Source organism: Arsenophonus apicola, assembly GCF_020268605.1.
GTDB classification, from domain to species: Bacteria; Pseudomonadota; Gammaproteobacteria; order Enterobacterales; family Enterobacteriaceae; genus Arsenophonus; species Arsenophonus apicola.
On sequence record NZ_CP084222.1, the window covers coordinates 1,722,585 to 1,737,079 of the forward strand.

11 protein-coding genes are annotated in these 14,495 nt (G+C 37.4%); 4 read left to right on the forward strand and 7 right to left on the reverse strand.

What is annotated here, in order from left to right; all coding sequences use genetic code 11:
- The first annotated feature begins 25 nt into the window (after positions 1-25).
- The 3 genes from LDL57_RS08075 to LDL57_RS08085 all read left to right on the forward strand — a co-directional run bounded on the left by LDL57_RS08075 (position 26) and on the right by LDL57_RS08085 (position 4,197).
- Positions 26-742: a fimbrial biogenesis chaperone gene (locus tag LDL57_RS08075; protein ID WP_225505362.1), complete on the forward strand. Its 717-nt coding sequence runs from the start codon at positions 26-28 to the stop codon at positions 740-742.
- Positions 743-865: 123 nt separating this feature from the next.
- On the forward strand, positions 866-3,226 hold the full coding sequence (locus LDL57_RS08080; protein WP_225507499.1) for a fimbria/pilus outer membrane usher protein: 2,361 nt from the start codon (positions 866-868) through the stop codon (positions 3,224-3,226).
- Between the two features lie 2 nt (positions 3,227-3,228).
- Positions 3,229-4,197 carry a fimbrial protein gene (locus LDL57_RS08085; protein ID WP_180559860.1) on the forward strand — a complete coding sequence of 323 codons (969 nt, stop codon included), beginning with the start codon at positions 3,229-3,231 and terminating at the stop codon, positions 4,195-4,197.
- Between the two features lie 31 nt (positions 4,198-4,228).
- Here LDL57_RS08085 and hrpA read toward each other — a convergent pair whose 3' ends face one another.
- From hrpA to LDL57_RS08105, 4 genes are all read right to left on the reverse strand, one after another.
- The gene (hrpA, locus tag LDL57_RS08090; RefSeq protein ID WP_225505363.1) at positions 4,229-8,128 is read right to left on the reverse strand and encodes an ATP-dependent RNA helicase HrpA; all 3,900 of its coding nucleotides are present in this window, start codon (positions 8,126-8,128) and stop codon (positions 4,229-4,231) included.
- 107 nt (positions 8,129-8,235) lie between these two features.
- Positions 8,236-8,571 carry a YdbL family probable chaperone protein gene (locus LDL57_RS08095; RefSeq protein ID WP_310740091.1) on the reverse strand — a complete coding sequence of 112 codons (336 nt, stop codon included), beginning with the start codon at positions 8,569-8,571 and terminating at the stop codon, positions 8,236-8,238.
- Positions 8,572-8,579: 8 nt separating this feature from the next.
- Positions 8,580-8,774 (reverse strand): YnbE family lipoprotein, encoded by a 195-nt coding sequence (locus LDL57_RS08100; RefSeq protein ID WP_180559858.1) that lies wholly within the window; start codon positions 8,772-8,774, stop codon positions 8,580-8,582.
- Positions 8,774-11,395, reverse strand: coding sequence for a YdbH family protein (locus tag LDL57_RS08105; protein ID WP_225505365.1), 2,622 nt, complete (start codon positions 11,393-11,395; stop codon positions 8,774-8,776). Before LDL57_RS08105 ends, LDL57_RS08100 begins: the two co-directional genes overlap by 1 nt.
- A gap of 219 nt (positions 11,396-11,614) precedes the next feature.
- On the opposite strand from LDL57_RS08105, the gene LDL57_RS08110 reads away from it, so the two are divergent.
- Positions 11,615-12,613, forward strand: coding sequence for a 2-hydroxyacid dehydrogenase (locus LDL57_RS08110; RefSeq protein WP_225505367.1), 999 nt, complete (start codon positions 11,615-11,617; stop codon positions 12,611-12,613).
- A gap of 299 nt (positions 12,614-12,912) precedes the next feature.
- Here LDL57_RS08110 and LDL57_RS08115 read toward each other — a convergent pair whose 3' ends face one another.
- The 3 genes from LDL57_RS08115 to LDL57_RS08125 are packed head-to-tail and all read right to left on the reverse strand — an operon-like array spanning position 12,913 to position 14,490.
- The gene (locus tag LDL57_RS08115; protein ID WP_180559855.1) at positions 12,913-13,365 is read right to left on the reverse strand and encodes a GNAT family N-acetyltransferase; all 453 of its coding nucleotides are present in this window, start codon (positions 13,363-13,365) and stop codon (positions 12,913-12,915) included.
- Positions 13,366-13,378: 13 nt separating this feature from the next.
- Positions 13,379-13,810: a YcgN family cysteine cluster protein gene (locus LDL57_RS08120; RefSeq protein WP_180559854.1), complete on the reverse strand. Its 432-nt coding sequence runs from the start codon at positions 13,808-13,810 to the stop codon at positions 13,379-13,381.
- A 20-nt stretch (positions 13,811-13,830) separates the two neighbouring features.
- Entirely contained in the window at positions 13,831-14,490 is a 660-nt protein-coding gene (locus LDL57_RS08125; protein WP_180559853.1) for a fumarylacetoacetate hydrolase family protein, read from the reverse strand.
- Positions 14,491-14,495 lie beyond the last annotated feature (5 nt).

Sequence of the window (14,495 nt, forward strand, 5' to 3'; positions counted from 1 at the left end):
ATAGCAGGAACAATAGGAAATTTTATTGTTCCTATCTTACCGAGATAAGAAAATGCGATATTTTTTATTATTATTAATCATAGCGATATTTTCCTCGTCATCGCTTGCTAATGTGATTATCGGGGGCACCCGCGTTATTTATCTTTCAGATAAACGTGAGGTTTCTATTGCGATAAACAATTTAGACAAAGAGAATTTATTTTTAATCCAATCATGGATTGAAGATGAAGATGGTAATAAAGTCGATGATTTTATTATAACCCCTCCTTTATTTAAATTATTGCCAGAAAAAGAGAATAAAATAAGAATTATCAATTCAACAAATCAATTACCAAATGATAGAGAGACTGTCTATTGGTTAAATATAAAATCAATTCCGGCATTGAGAAAAAGTGACGAAAACCGCTTAAATATTATATTAAAATCACGGCTTAAACTTTTTTATCGGCCTAAAGAAATAATTACCGAATCCACTGAAATATATAAGAAAATAGAATTAAAACAACTAAACAAACAACTTGTTGTGCATAATCCAACCGCTTTTTATATTAATTTTAATTCGATAAAAATAGGAAACTTTAAAATAGAAACTCCTGGAGTGTTACCACCATATAGCCAGAAGATATGGCAAATTAAGCCAAATAAAAATAACAAAATAGACTGGTCATTTATTAATGATTACGGTGCCATTATAGAAACAATTAGCCTATTAAATGATAATAACAATGAACAAAAAAAATAAAATTAGATATTACATCTCTCCCATTTATTTTAGTTTATTATTTAATATTTCCTCTAATTTATACGCTAAGAATGATGATTACTATTTTGATGAAGAAGCAATAGAATATGATAAAAAACGCCTATTAACCTTACTCATTTTCTAAAAGATAACAATCAGTTAGCTGGCGTATATAGAGTAGATATTTTTATTAACAATAAAAATGTGGCCACCCAAGATATTACTTTTCTTAATGATAAACAAGGCAAGCTTTACCCTATCGTCAATAGTAGTCTATTAAATAGCTGGGGAATTGATGCTAATTTTATTAAGCAAAAAATTATCGATCAATTAAACGCTGATACGATAATTGATTTCTGGCAACAGAATAAATTAGCTATTAGCGCTGAATTTGATTTTAATCAGCAAAGTTTATACCTTACTTTTCCTCAAATAGCGTTAATAAAAAACCAACAAATATCATCATGGCAATCGGGTGTGCCGGCATTTTTTGTTAATTATCGTTATCAAGGTGCCAATACTTGGACAAAAAATGGTACTGATAAGCAAAATCACTTTATTGGTTTACTGATAGGCGCTAACTGGCAAGCCTGGCGATTACGCCATTATGGTAGCTACTCTTCTCACTATCACTGGCAAAATTATCGCACCACACTTTCCCGTGATATTCATGCATTCCATAGCCAATTAAGTTTAGGTGAAAATTATACCTCTTCAATACTGTTTGAGCGCTTTCAATTTAAAGGTTTACAATTACAAAGTGACGATAGCATGCTACCCGACAATGCCAAAGGTTACGCTCCAGTGATCCAGGCTATTGCTGAAACCTACGCAACTGTCACTGTATTACAAAATAATATTGCTATTTATCAAACCTATGTGCCGCCGGGTCCTTTTATTATTAATGATCTGCTTCCTTCTTATTCTAATGATAAACTTAAGATCATCATTGTTGAAAGTAATGGTAGACAACGAATAATTTATCAACCATACACGACTTTACCCAATATGCTACGGGTTGGTCGTTTCCGTTATGCGCTTAATCTTGGCCAATATTCCCCCTCAACTATCAGTGCTTATAAAGCTAAATTCATCCAGTTTGATTATCAATATGGTCTATCAAATTATCTGACTCATTATGGTGGAATAATTATCGCCAACAATTATTATTCAAATTCATTAGGATTTGGGGTTAATGTAGGTCAATTGGGTGCGGTTACTTTCGATGCTAGCTATGCAAAAGCAAAAGAAGTAAAAGGATCATATGACGGTGGTTACGTCTATCGTTTTCAATATGGCAAGTATTTTTCTACCACCAATACCCAATTAACGTTAGCAGGCCAACGATATAGCGAGAAAAATTTCTTCACATTTAGTCACGCTAATAAACTTAAAAATAGCCCTTCTCCGCTATTTTACTACGCCAAGAAAAGCCAGTTACAACTTAACATCAGACAAAATTTAGCTAGCTTGGGTACTCTCTACTTATCTGCATATCAGAAAAATTATTGGAATTATGATGATAAAGAAGAAAGCTACGCAATTAATTACAGTTCAAGGATCTGTGATTTAGATTATACGATTAACTATAGCTATACAAAAACCAGACGAGAACAATCCGCGGATCAGATCCTGTCTATCAACTTGCAAATTCCCTTTAAGCGATGGTTAAAACGAACCTGGGGAAGCTATGGTATACAAAATAGCTTTGATCAGCGCTCTATTCAGCAAATTAATATCCACCACTCTCCATTTGCTGACGAAAGTTTATTTTTAACGCTGCAGCAAAACTATGAACGACACTATAGAAATCATACTAACGCTATTAGTGGGGCGCTTTATAGCCAATATCGAAATCAATTTGCAATCTTCAATTTAGGTTATAATCACGATCCCTATCAAAAGCAATTAAATTATGGTCTACAAGGCAGCCTGGTTGCTCATCCTTATGGTTTAACCTTAGCACAACCTATTGGTGAAACAGCGGCATTAGTGATCGCAAAAGATGCTGTTGGCGTAAAACTGGAAGATCATTCAGGTATAAAAACTAACTATCAGGGTATCGCTATTATTCCCAATATCAATAGTTATCGGACAAACCAAATTGCACTCGCAACTGAAACGCTTCCTGATGGCGTTGATATTGAATCTAATATACAAACAGTAACTCCCACTCGTGGCGCAATCGCCCTCGCCAATTTTGCTACCCAAGTTGGTTATAGAGTAATATTTAAACTTCAACATCATAGCAAGCCGATTCCATTCGGTGCAATGGCAACTTTAACCGATAAAACCACAATTACTACAACTGGCATCGTAGATGATCAACAGCAGCTTTATTTAACTGGGGTGCCTGCTCAAGGTGAATTCCTTATCACAGCTGGAAACAATAATAACAATTATCGCTGCACATATGCCCTACCTGATGACGCCATACTAGCTAAAGTTCACAAAATTACTGCCGTCTGTCAATCAAAGGAGTGAAAATGACAAGCCTTTCAACTAAAACGATAATTCTGTTTTTTTTACTGCTAGGGGTATTTTCTTTAACTGCTCATGCATCCAACTGTAACTACATGCTAGGCTCCCAACCAGTAGAGGTTTTTATTCCCTTGCCAAATGAAATTGAGGTCTCACCTACCTTACCCGTAGGTAGTGTTATTAAAAAAGCTTATGGATCCCATGCAAGAGGCAATCATAAAGGTTTTATCATTTGCCAATCAGAACAAATCAAACATCAATGGAGAAATGGTCAACAATACGTAATATTGCCGTCATCTGATGCTATTTACCCAACAAATTTAGCCGGAATTGGATTAAAAATTATTTATCATGCTGGCAACTTACAGCCTTATATTGCACCTTGTAATGACCAGCCCGCGGGTAAAATATTTTGCGGAGAAACATTCTATAAAATCGAACTGCAATTAATAAAAACAGCTGAGCAGATAGAGACTGGTAATATTTCACAACAACAATTAATTGCAGCAACCATTGGGGATTTACCCATAGTAAATTTCAACTTAGCAAATACTCAAATTACCGTTCCTAAATTAAGCTGTTTTATCAATAACAACGCATTAGAGATCAATTTAGGTCGTCTAAAAACCACTGTTTTTAACGGCATATATAGTACAGCGGGCAAAAAAGCATTTTATCTCGAATTAAATTGTAATCATGCCTCAATGGTTGAAATCAGAATGGATGGAGATACATTACCATCAAGCGATGATAAAATTTTAACCTTAAATAAATATAATGCTGCACAAGGTATCGGTTTACAGATTTTGTATGAAAATAATCCCATCAAATTCAACCACTGGTTTATATTAAAAAGAGTACCTGACACTAAAAGTATTCCGCTATTTTTTCATGCGCAATATATTCAAGTGGCAGAACAAGTAAAACCCGGGCAAGCAAATGCCCTTGTCACTTATCATATTAAATATCACTAAAAAAGCGATGGTAACATCGTTTTTTTACTTTTTACTCTGGCAGTAATGAAATTTGTGCCATAGCTTGTAGAATACGCTTATCTGAAATAGGATAAGGTGTTCCAAGCTGTTGAGCAAATAGGCTTACTCGCAACTCTTCAATCATCCAGTATATTGCTTGTACCTCAGGCAGTTGTCTTTGTACGATAGGCAACTTAGCTAGCCAACTCTGCCATTGCTGTTTAATATGCTCAATGCGTACCATATGCGCCCGATCACGGTTGGGATCAATAGCTAACTTCTCCAAACGACGCTCTATTGCATTGAGATAACGAATAATATCAGGTAGTTTTTGCCAGCCATGAGAGGTAACAAAACCTTTAAATATTAATCCACTGAGTTGAGATTTAATATCAGAAAACGGCAGAGCCAAATGAATATCGACCCGCCCTTTTAAACGCTTATTAACTGCAAATACGCGAGTTAAAATTATTTCAACCTGTTTGGCAATCTCAACCACGACATCATTAAGCTCAGCACGAACATAAATTTGCAATCGCTGATAATCATCTGCTGTCCATACCAGCCCACCAAATTGAGCAATTAATTTATCGACTCCGCAGCCGATACAATCATCAATTAGCTCAAGAACTTTGCCAAAAGGATTGAAATAAAGTCCCAGTTTAGATTTATTTGGCAATTTTTCATGCAGATATTTTATCGGCGAAGGAATATTAAGCAACAACAGTCGCCTTAATCCTTTATTCATCGCCTGCTTTTGCTCTAGTTGGGTTTCAAACATGCGGATTGCCACACTATTTTTTTCATCCACTAGCGCTGGAAAAGCTTTAACTACATAACTACCACGTTTCTGTTCATAAAGCTGAGGTAAATCACCGAAACTCCATATATGTAAGCCACTTTGCTCAATACTAGTGTTAATAACCGCAGATAATGTTTGTTGAATTTGTTGTTTTAACTGTATTTTTAACGCTGTTAGATCACGGCCTTCTGCTATAGTTTGATTATTTTCATCAACAATGCGAAAGGTCATTTTTAGATGAAAAGGCAATTTTTCCGCCGACCAGGCTGCAGAATCAATGCTAACTCCCGTCATAAGTCGCAACTCTCGCGTTAAGCAATCTAACAACTTGCCCTGCGGAACAGGTACCCGTTGTAAAAATGCTTGGGCATAATTTGGCGCCGGCACAAAGTTACGGCGTAACGATTTAGGTAATAATTTAATCAATGTGATGACTAGCTCTTCACGCAATCCCGGTATTTGCCAGTCAAAACCTTCATCTTTAACTTGATTAAGCAGCGATAGTGGAATATGAACAGTTACACCATCAGCCGCATTACCAGGTTCAAACTGATAGGTTAACGGCAACTTAAGTGCTTCTTGATGCCAAAAATTGGGATATTCTGCTAGAGTAACGTTATTCGCCGTTTCCCTCATTAGCATTTTTTTATTAAATGTCAGTAAATCAGGCTGTGCTTTGCTAATCTCTTTCCACCAGCGATCAAAATGACGAGATGAAACAACCTGACTGCCAACTCGCTGTTCATAAAAATCAAATAGGGCATCATCATCAACCACAATATCACGACGACGAGATTTGTGCTCTAGCTCTTCTACCTCAGCTAATAATGTTAAGTTTTGTTGGTAAAAAGTGTGGCTGGTTCGCCAGTCCCCCTCAACTAGTGCATGGCGAATAAATAGCTCACGACATAATAATGGGTCAACCCTACTGTAATTAACTTGACGACCAGCCACGATAGGTAAACCCAATAGGGTGACACTTTCCGATGCCATAACAGCACCTTGTTTTTTTGACCAGTGTGGCTCGCTATAATGATACTTCACTAAATGCCCGGCCAGTGGTTCTATCCAGTCAGGTTCGATTATGGCCGCGATACGCCCCCAAAGTTTATTGGTTTCAACTAATTCTGCCACCATAACCCATTTAGGTGGTTTTTTAAATAAACCAGAAGCGGGAAAAATCATAAATCGTGTATTTCTGACGCCCAAAAAATCAGCTTTATCCGCCCTTTTTTGACCGATATGTGAAAGCAAGCCGGCAAGTAGCGAAATATGAATAGCTTCATAATCAGCAGGTTCGCTGTTGATAGCAATACCTAATTCTTTGATCACCTGGCGTAGTTGGCTATAAATGTCCTGCCACTCCCTTAAGCGCATGAAATTAAGCAGATCCTGCTTACATTGCTTACGAAATTGCACATTGGATAAAATAGCTTGTTGCTGTTTAACAAAATCCCATAGATTTAAATAAGCCAGAAAGTCCGAGCGTTTATCGATAAAACGATGATGCTTTTCATCTGCAATTTGCTGTTTATCTAATGGCCTTTCACGAGGATCCTGGATAGAAAGTGCAGAGCTGATCACCATAATTTCACGTACACAGCCATGTCTTCTCGCCTCTAAAACCATCCGGCCTAAACGTGGATCGAGCGGCAATTGTGCCAGTTGATGACCGATTTGCGTCAGTTGATAATTGCTGTCAGCCGTTTTCTTGCCAATGGCGTTTAGTTCCTCGAGTAATCGAATACCATCTTGAATATTGCGCTTATCTGGCATTTCAATAAAAGGAAATTGATTAATATCACCTAATCCGACCGCCATCATCTGTAAAATAACCGAAGCAAGATTGGTACGTAAAATTTCAGGATCGGTATACATTGGTCGTGCTAAAAAATCTTCTTCCGAGTACAAACGGATACAGATCCCCGCAGAGACACGGCCACATCGCCCTTTACGTTGCTCAGCAGAAGCTTGCGAAATTGGTTCGATTGGCAAACGCTGTACTTTTGTGCGATAACTATAACGACTAATGCGCACATAGCCGGTATCAATCACATATTTAATACCAGGGACGGTCAATGAGGTTTCAGCCACGTTGGTCGCTAATACGATCCTTCTGCCTGAATGAGATTGAAAAATTCGGTTTTGCTCACTGTTAGATAAACGAGCAAAAAGCGGTAAAATTTCTGTATGTTTTAAATTCAGTTTATTAAGTGCTTCGGCGGTATCTCTGATCTCACGTTCACCACTCATAAAAATTAAAATATCACCGTTAGCTTGTTGACTTAATTCATTAACCGCATTAATTATGCCATCAAGCTGATCACGATTACTGTCGTTGCTGTCGCCAATAATTGGTCGGTATCTAACTTCTACTGGATAAGTTCTTCCCGATACCTCAACAATCGGTGCGTGATCAAAATGTTGGGAAAAACGCTCGGGATCGATGGTCGCAGATGTAATAATAACTTTTAAATCAGGTCGTTTAGGTAACAATTGACGCAAATAGCCCAGAATGAAATCAATATTTAAGCTACGTTCATGTGCCTCATCGATAATTATCGTGTCATATTGTAGTAATAATTTATCATTATGTAATTCTGCTAATAGAATTCCATCTGTCATTAATTTAATGAACGTATTATCGCCTATCTGATCATTAAAACGAACTTTATAACCAACAGCACTACCTAATGGAACATTAAGCTCTTCAGCAATCCTGTTAGCCACCGAGCGAGCAGCCAATCTTCGAGGTTGGGTATGGCCAATTAAGCCTTTTACTCCTCGGCCAAGTTCTAAACAAATTTTCGGGATCTGAGTTGTTTTACCCGATCCGGTTTCACCAGCAATAATGACGACCTGATGATCACGAATTGCCTGATAAATTGCCTGTTTTTTCTCAATGACAGGTAGATTTTCTGGATAAATAATCGCCGGACGAGCCCTTTGCCGGTCGGCGATTTTTTTTTGTCCGGTGACGATATCCGTTTTAACTAATTCAATAACCGATTGACGGGATTTCTCATTTTGTATCTTTTTTATCCCGGCTAAGCGCTTTCTTAATAACAATTGATCACGCAATAATAGCTGATCAATATCAGCATATAATGCTGTTAAATCAGATTTCACTTTTAATAAGACCTTACTGAAGGGGCTTGTTTGCTGAGTTGCCCATCAAAGCACGACATAACTGACACTTACACTTCTTCGCCTAAATATTAAAGTACTATAATAACTTATTTTTGTGTCCAGCGGCAATTTATACCTAACACATACTCACCCTCTTTTGCCCCGTCTATTAATTTTTCGCCAGCGATTTTTGCTATTTGCTCAGTCTTGAGTTGATTACTTTGCGCAATTTCAGCATATTTTTGTTCACGAGCCTGATTAATACTAGTAACCAATGAGTTAACTTCAGCATTATCTTTTACCACTGCTGCCAAATAACCGGTTAGTGTTTCACCGACCAGCCCACGCTGCTTAGCCTCGCTAATTGACAAACTCAACGCGGAAAAACTGACAACAATACTCATTAATATCAATAAAAAATGTAAAATATATTTTTTCATCATCTCATCTATTATCCAAAAAGATCGCTATTATTTTTTAATAACCCCTCAACCTGGCGATCAACTTTAATTTTAATTTCATGTTCAATTTTGACATTCATATTAATATTTATTGGCTTATCCGGTGTGGCTACCTCTAACCGAACACAACTTATTAATAAAAATGTCGCAGAGAACATCAGCATATACCAAATTTGCGTTTTCATTACTGGTTTTCACCTTTTTTTAGCGAAATATTTTTTTCTAACCAATCACCCAAATTATTACCAAACTGTAAACTACGCCACAATTGAAAGATATTTTCTTGATGGTAATAATTTAAGTGAACTTGCCGATTTTTGCTTTCTAAAGGATTAAAGCCATAAATTTGAGCGTTGATGTTAATATCACCCAGATTACTTAGGCTAATTTTGGCATGACTACGATTTATTTCCAAATAACGTAACCAGGCCATAGCAACTCTAGCAGATAAATTATTTTCACCGATAGAATCGACTAACTCTTTTCCTAATCTTAAAGTAATATTGCCTGAATTTGCTAACCACCCTTCTTTGACGATCCAATCAGGATTATCCAGAAAGAAAGGTAACTGGCCACTTATTTTGCCTGACATCGCAACCTGAGAAGTGGTTCTAAGGCGAGTTAATAGTTGACTTAAATCTATTCGATCAATCGTCAGTGTAGCCGGGGTTGTTTGTGGCCATCGTAATTTAGCCAATCGGACAGAACCGCCTAACAAATCAATGTTAACTGCCCGTAACACTAATGGAAATTGTGCCGTTGCCGGATAATAACCATTCAGATCAGCCGCGACATTACGCATATTAAACAGACTATTAATCTGTTTGATCCTAATTTTCACTGGCGATTTAGTGCCCAACTGCCAGCGACTATTTTGTAAACGCCACGGTAAAATAAAATCAATCTCATCAATACTGCCATCTTTTAACCATAATCCAGCATTATCAACCGACCAATGCCCACCAGCAATCACCCCCTGGCCTTGTGCCACCGAAAACGCAGCCTGAGCATAAAAATTACCCTCTCGCAATGTAATACCTAAATCTGGTGGGATCAGAGATTGAAAAGCTAATACACTCTGCTTTTGCCAACGGGCATTTCCTCGTAATCGTATGCCATCCCAACGGATAAAATATGGGATCGGACCGATTTGTTGGGCTGAAAGTGCACCGGTTAATTGGAAATCAGCTGGATTGCGGCCAACTAATTTAGATGTGATCGCTGAGGCAGGTAAAAAACTATCATTACCAAACCTTATTCTATTAGTATGTAAAATAAGTTCACCGGCAAAGTTAGCTTGCTCAGCATCGCGCTGCCATTTTAATGGTTTTAAAAGTGTTAAACGGGGTTGAATCATATTCACCATGCCATACTGAATTTTATCAAATCCGGTATTTAATCTGTTTACGACCAATAAAGAGTTAATCCAGTAACCATCTCCACTAAGATCCCAATTAGCCTTAAGGGGGTGCAAATGGGCATTTCCCCAATAATGCCATCGCCATTCACCTTGATCTGGTTTAAAATTATTGGCTTGACCATCAAAATGTAATTTTACTTTACCCCAATAGCTATCTGTTGTAGCTGCAATTGCCTGCAAACGCCCAGTTACACCTTGTGACGTCAAATAAGTGCCGGCTAGCGGCAAACGTAGTTCATCAAGGGTTAATGTTTTATTTATCTTGCCATACATTCTAATTAATGATGATGGTAAAAAAGTAATACGCGGCGAGAGCAATGGACCAGAAAGCAGGGTTGGTGTTCGCATATCAATAATCAGATCATTAATCTTAACCTGTCCCATTAATTGAAATGGAATATGGCTATTGAGCCAATCTAATTTACCCTGCTCAACTGTCAGCACTAAATTAGCTTTACCTTTCTCCCCTGTCGTCAACATATTAGCGCGACCACTAATACGCATATTCGCTAAACTGTCGCGCCAATTAGCTAAACGCAAATCAATTTTTCCTGATAATAATTGCTCACCATTTTGCCAACGCCATTTTCCCTGCTTAATTGTTAAATACTGATCATCTAATTGCCAGGGCAGATCGAGTAATGGAAATTGAGACTGTTGCGTTGTTAATTGTAAAGTCCCTGAGCGACTCGACCAATTTAATTGCGCAACCAACGGTTTAGCATAGCGATTAGTGATTAAAGTCGCGTCAATTTTTCCATGTTCTGGTATTAATGTTGCGCTCAACGGTAGCGCAACATTGCCAGTTAAATTAACCGTATCGTCATTTAGACGAAGAAAAAAATGCTCAATATTTAAATAGTCTGCCGCTGTTGTTCGTGCAACAAATTGTATATTTTGCCCTTGATAATTGATATCCAAGAGATGACTTTGGCTGACTTGTAACTCAAGTTTTCCAGCTAAAAATGGCCAAGGCTGTAAAACCAGTTGCTCAATAGTGAATTCTAATGCCGGAATTGCTGTTAGGATCTGTTTTATATCTATTTCAGCTGGTGCGGTTTGATTATCTTTTAACCGGGATAAGCAATTATTATCACTCACTAAAGATTGAGTATGAATTATCCATTTTGTTGGCCATTTAGCCCTAGTAGAAGCGGTTAATTGATTTACCTTGATCCATTCACAGTTGCCTAATGTGACTTTAATATCGGCCACCACAATTCCTTTACCTGTGATTTTTGGTACAGACAATGATAGTATGGCACCTTTGGGTAGCCATAGTTGACTGACTCTAGGTAGCCAATGAGGTATTGAAAGCCAGCTGGTAATAGTAATAAAAAGTAAGATAATGAATAGCAAAATAATATATTTTATTAATTTAGGCATTCTACTATTCCTTTGTTTTAATCAATCGCACTAAAACCATAATAATGGAATTTTGATATTCATCCATCATATTGATACTTGATCACTTGCACTAGCGATAATATCAACAATTTTTTATCCATCAATTCATATTATCCACTATTTGTGCCATTCTATTAACAGCCAGCACATTATCGCTACAGGTACAAAAGTTATACTCATTTTATATTGGAGCCTGCAATGAAAGTCGTTTCTTATAGTACAAAACAATACGACCGCATCCATTTCGATCAAATCAACAAACAGGGTAATTTTAATTTTGATATTGAATACTTTGATTTTCCACTCACACCACAAACCGCTAAAAATGCCGCTGGCGCTGATGCTGTTTGTATATTTGTTAATGATGATGCCAGTCTCGCAGTACTGAAAGAGCTGGCAAAGCTGGAAATCAAAATTTTAGCTTTACGTTGTGCCGGATTTAATAATGTCGATTTAGCGGCAGCAAAAAAACTGGGGATTCAAGTTGTGCGCGTACCCGCTTATTCTCCCGAGGCAGTTGCTGAACATACAGTGGGTTTAATGCTTTGTTTGAATAGACGTATTCATCGTGCATACCAACGTACTCGGGATGCCAATTTTTCACTGGAAGGATTAACCGGTTTTAACATGCATAATCGTACCGCTGGTATTATCGGTACAGGTAAAATAGGTTTAGCAACATTACGTATTCTTAAGGGTTTTGGTATGAAATTACTGGCTTATGATCCCTATCCAAGTGAGGCAGCATTAGAGCTTGGTGCTAAGTATGTTGATTTAGATACTTTATTAAAGCATTCAGATATCATTAGCCTCCACTGTCCATTAACCAAGGAAAATCATCATTTACTTAACGAGCAGTCTTTCAATAAAATGAAAGACGGGGTTATGGTGATCAATACCAGCCGTGGGGGCTTAATTGATTCTAATGCTGCCATTGAAGCACTAAAAAAACAAAAAGTTGGCGCCTTAGGTATGGATGTATACGAAAACGAACGTGAACTATTTTTCGAAGATAAATCGAATGATGTGATCCAGGATGATGTTTTTCGCCGTTTATCTGCCTGCCATAACGTTCTATTCACTGGTCATCAAGCTTTTTTAACCGAAGAAGCGCTCAATAATATTAGCGAAACAACCCTACAAAATATTAAACAGATCGCTCAAGGAAAGCCGTGTGTTAATGAAATTGAAGGTTAATTCTTAACATTACATCAATATTTATTAATACGATTTCTATTAGGTTATTGCCATGAGTGTTTTATAGCACTCATAGCAAAACTATGGCTGGTCAACCTATGGATAGTCCAAGGTGCCAAATACCATCAGCAATCGCTGATAACCTAATTCTTGCCTTTATACACTAGTAATCGTAACTACCATAATTGATAATTAATTTTTATTTAATTGAGCGAATTAGCAGCATTAACTGCTGTCACAGCAATCCTGTTGGCGCTGTAAATTTGAGGGTTATTAACTAGATAAAGAGATTGAAAATATTAATCAATCAACTTTTCAAATCGTATTTCTCCATTTTGTAAATTCTCAACCGGCAACCAACCCAGTTTTTGATAAAAACCGCAGGCACGGCTTGCCGCATCAGTCGTTAACCAAATTTTTTTATGTTGTTGAAAAAGAAATGTTTCAGCTTTGGTCAATAAAGTTTTACCAAAACCTTGCCCGGCAAACTCCGGACGAACAAATAAAGCAAAAATACTGCCTTGCTGCCTATTGGCCATAGAAAAGCCGATAGGATTGCCAGCCATTTCAGCAATCCAAGCACAAGGAGCCGCCAGCAAAATATCGCGTAATGTATCAGGCGTAATTCCTTTATCAATAAGTTGTTTTCTGGAAAGGTGATTTTCTTTTACGCTGGTTCGAATAGCAAAAAGTGACGCAATATCATTAACATTAGCTAATCTTACAAATTGCTCTAAATTATGGTTTGTCATTTTTTCTCTAACATCAAATGGTATTAATAATATGATCTTCCCAATCCATTACTTCAATTTCTCTAACCGCAATATGCCGAACAGAAATTTTAGCCTGATGCATAGCTAATTTTGAACCGGTTTTTAATGGATGCCAGGCTGGCAGCGATTTTCCTTCCGCAATTAAACGATAGGCACAAGTGAGCGGTAACCAACGAAAAGTTGCCAAATTATCCCGTGTTAGTTTGATACAATCCGGTTCATAACGAAATCTTTCTGCATAGTGTTTACACTGACAGGTTTTAAGATCTAATTGATCACATGCCACGTTGGTGAAGTAAATTTCATCGCTATCTGCATCAAGCAATTTATGCATACAACATTGCCCACAACCGTCACATAATGATTCCCACTCTTCATCGGTCATCTGTTCTAAGGTTTTGCGCTGCCAAAAAGGTTGAGACATATAAAATAAAAATCCTCTTATTAGATAACACGTGTTTTTAATACACGATCGTTTAAATGAAGGGTAAGTTCGTCATTAACTTTTAGCGGGCCGACCCCTTTAGGTGTGCCAGTCAAAATAACATCACCTGGGCGTAAAGTAAAAAAACGCGATATATAACTGATCAACGGTAATATGGTTGTCAGCATATCGGCAGTATTGCCTTCCTGTCGTATTTCGTTATTAACCAATAAACTTAAACACGCTTTTTGAGGGTCACCGAACTCATGAGCAGCAATAAATCCAGATATTGGGCAAGCACCATCAAAAGCTTTAGATTTTTCCCATGGCTGACCCGATGCTTTTAATGTTTGCTGTAAATCACGTAAGGTCAAGTCAAGTGCTACCGCAAACCCTTTAATTGCTGTTTTAATTCTCTCTTGATCATTTTCTTGTTTTAATGTTGTACCAATTAAAACAGCTAACTCGATTTCATGATGCACTGTCCCTAGTCCTTTTGGCAGTAAAATAGGCTGAGTAATATCACAAAGCGCGGTTTCCGGCTTAATGAAAATGACCGGCTTTTTATGCTGCTTTCCGCTCATTTCTTGTACATGTTCGGCATAATTACTACCAACACAAACCACTTTATTAGCGGATACATCAAGTAAAGCTCCCTGCCAATCATGATGCTGATACATAGACT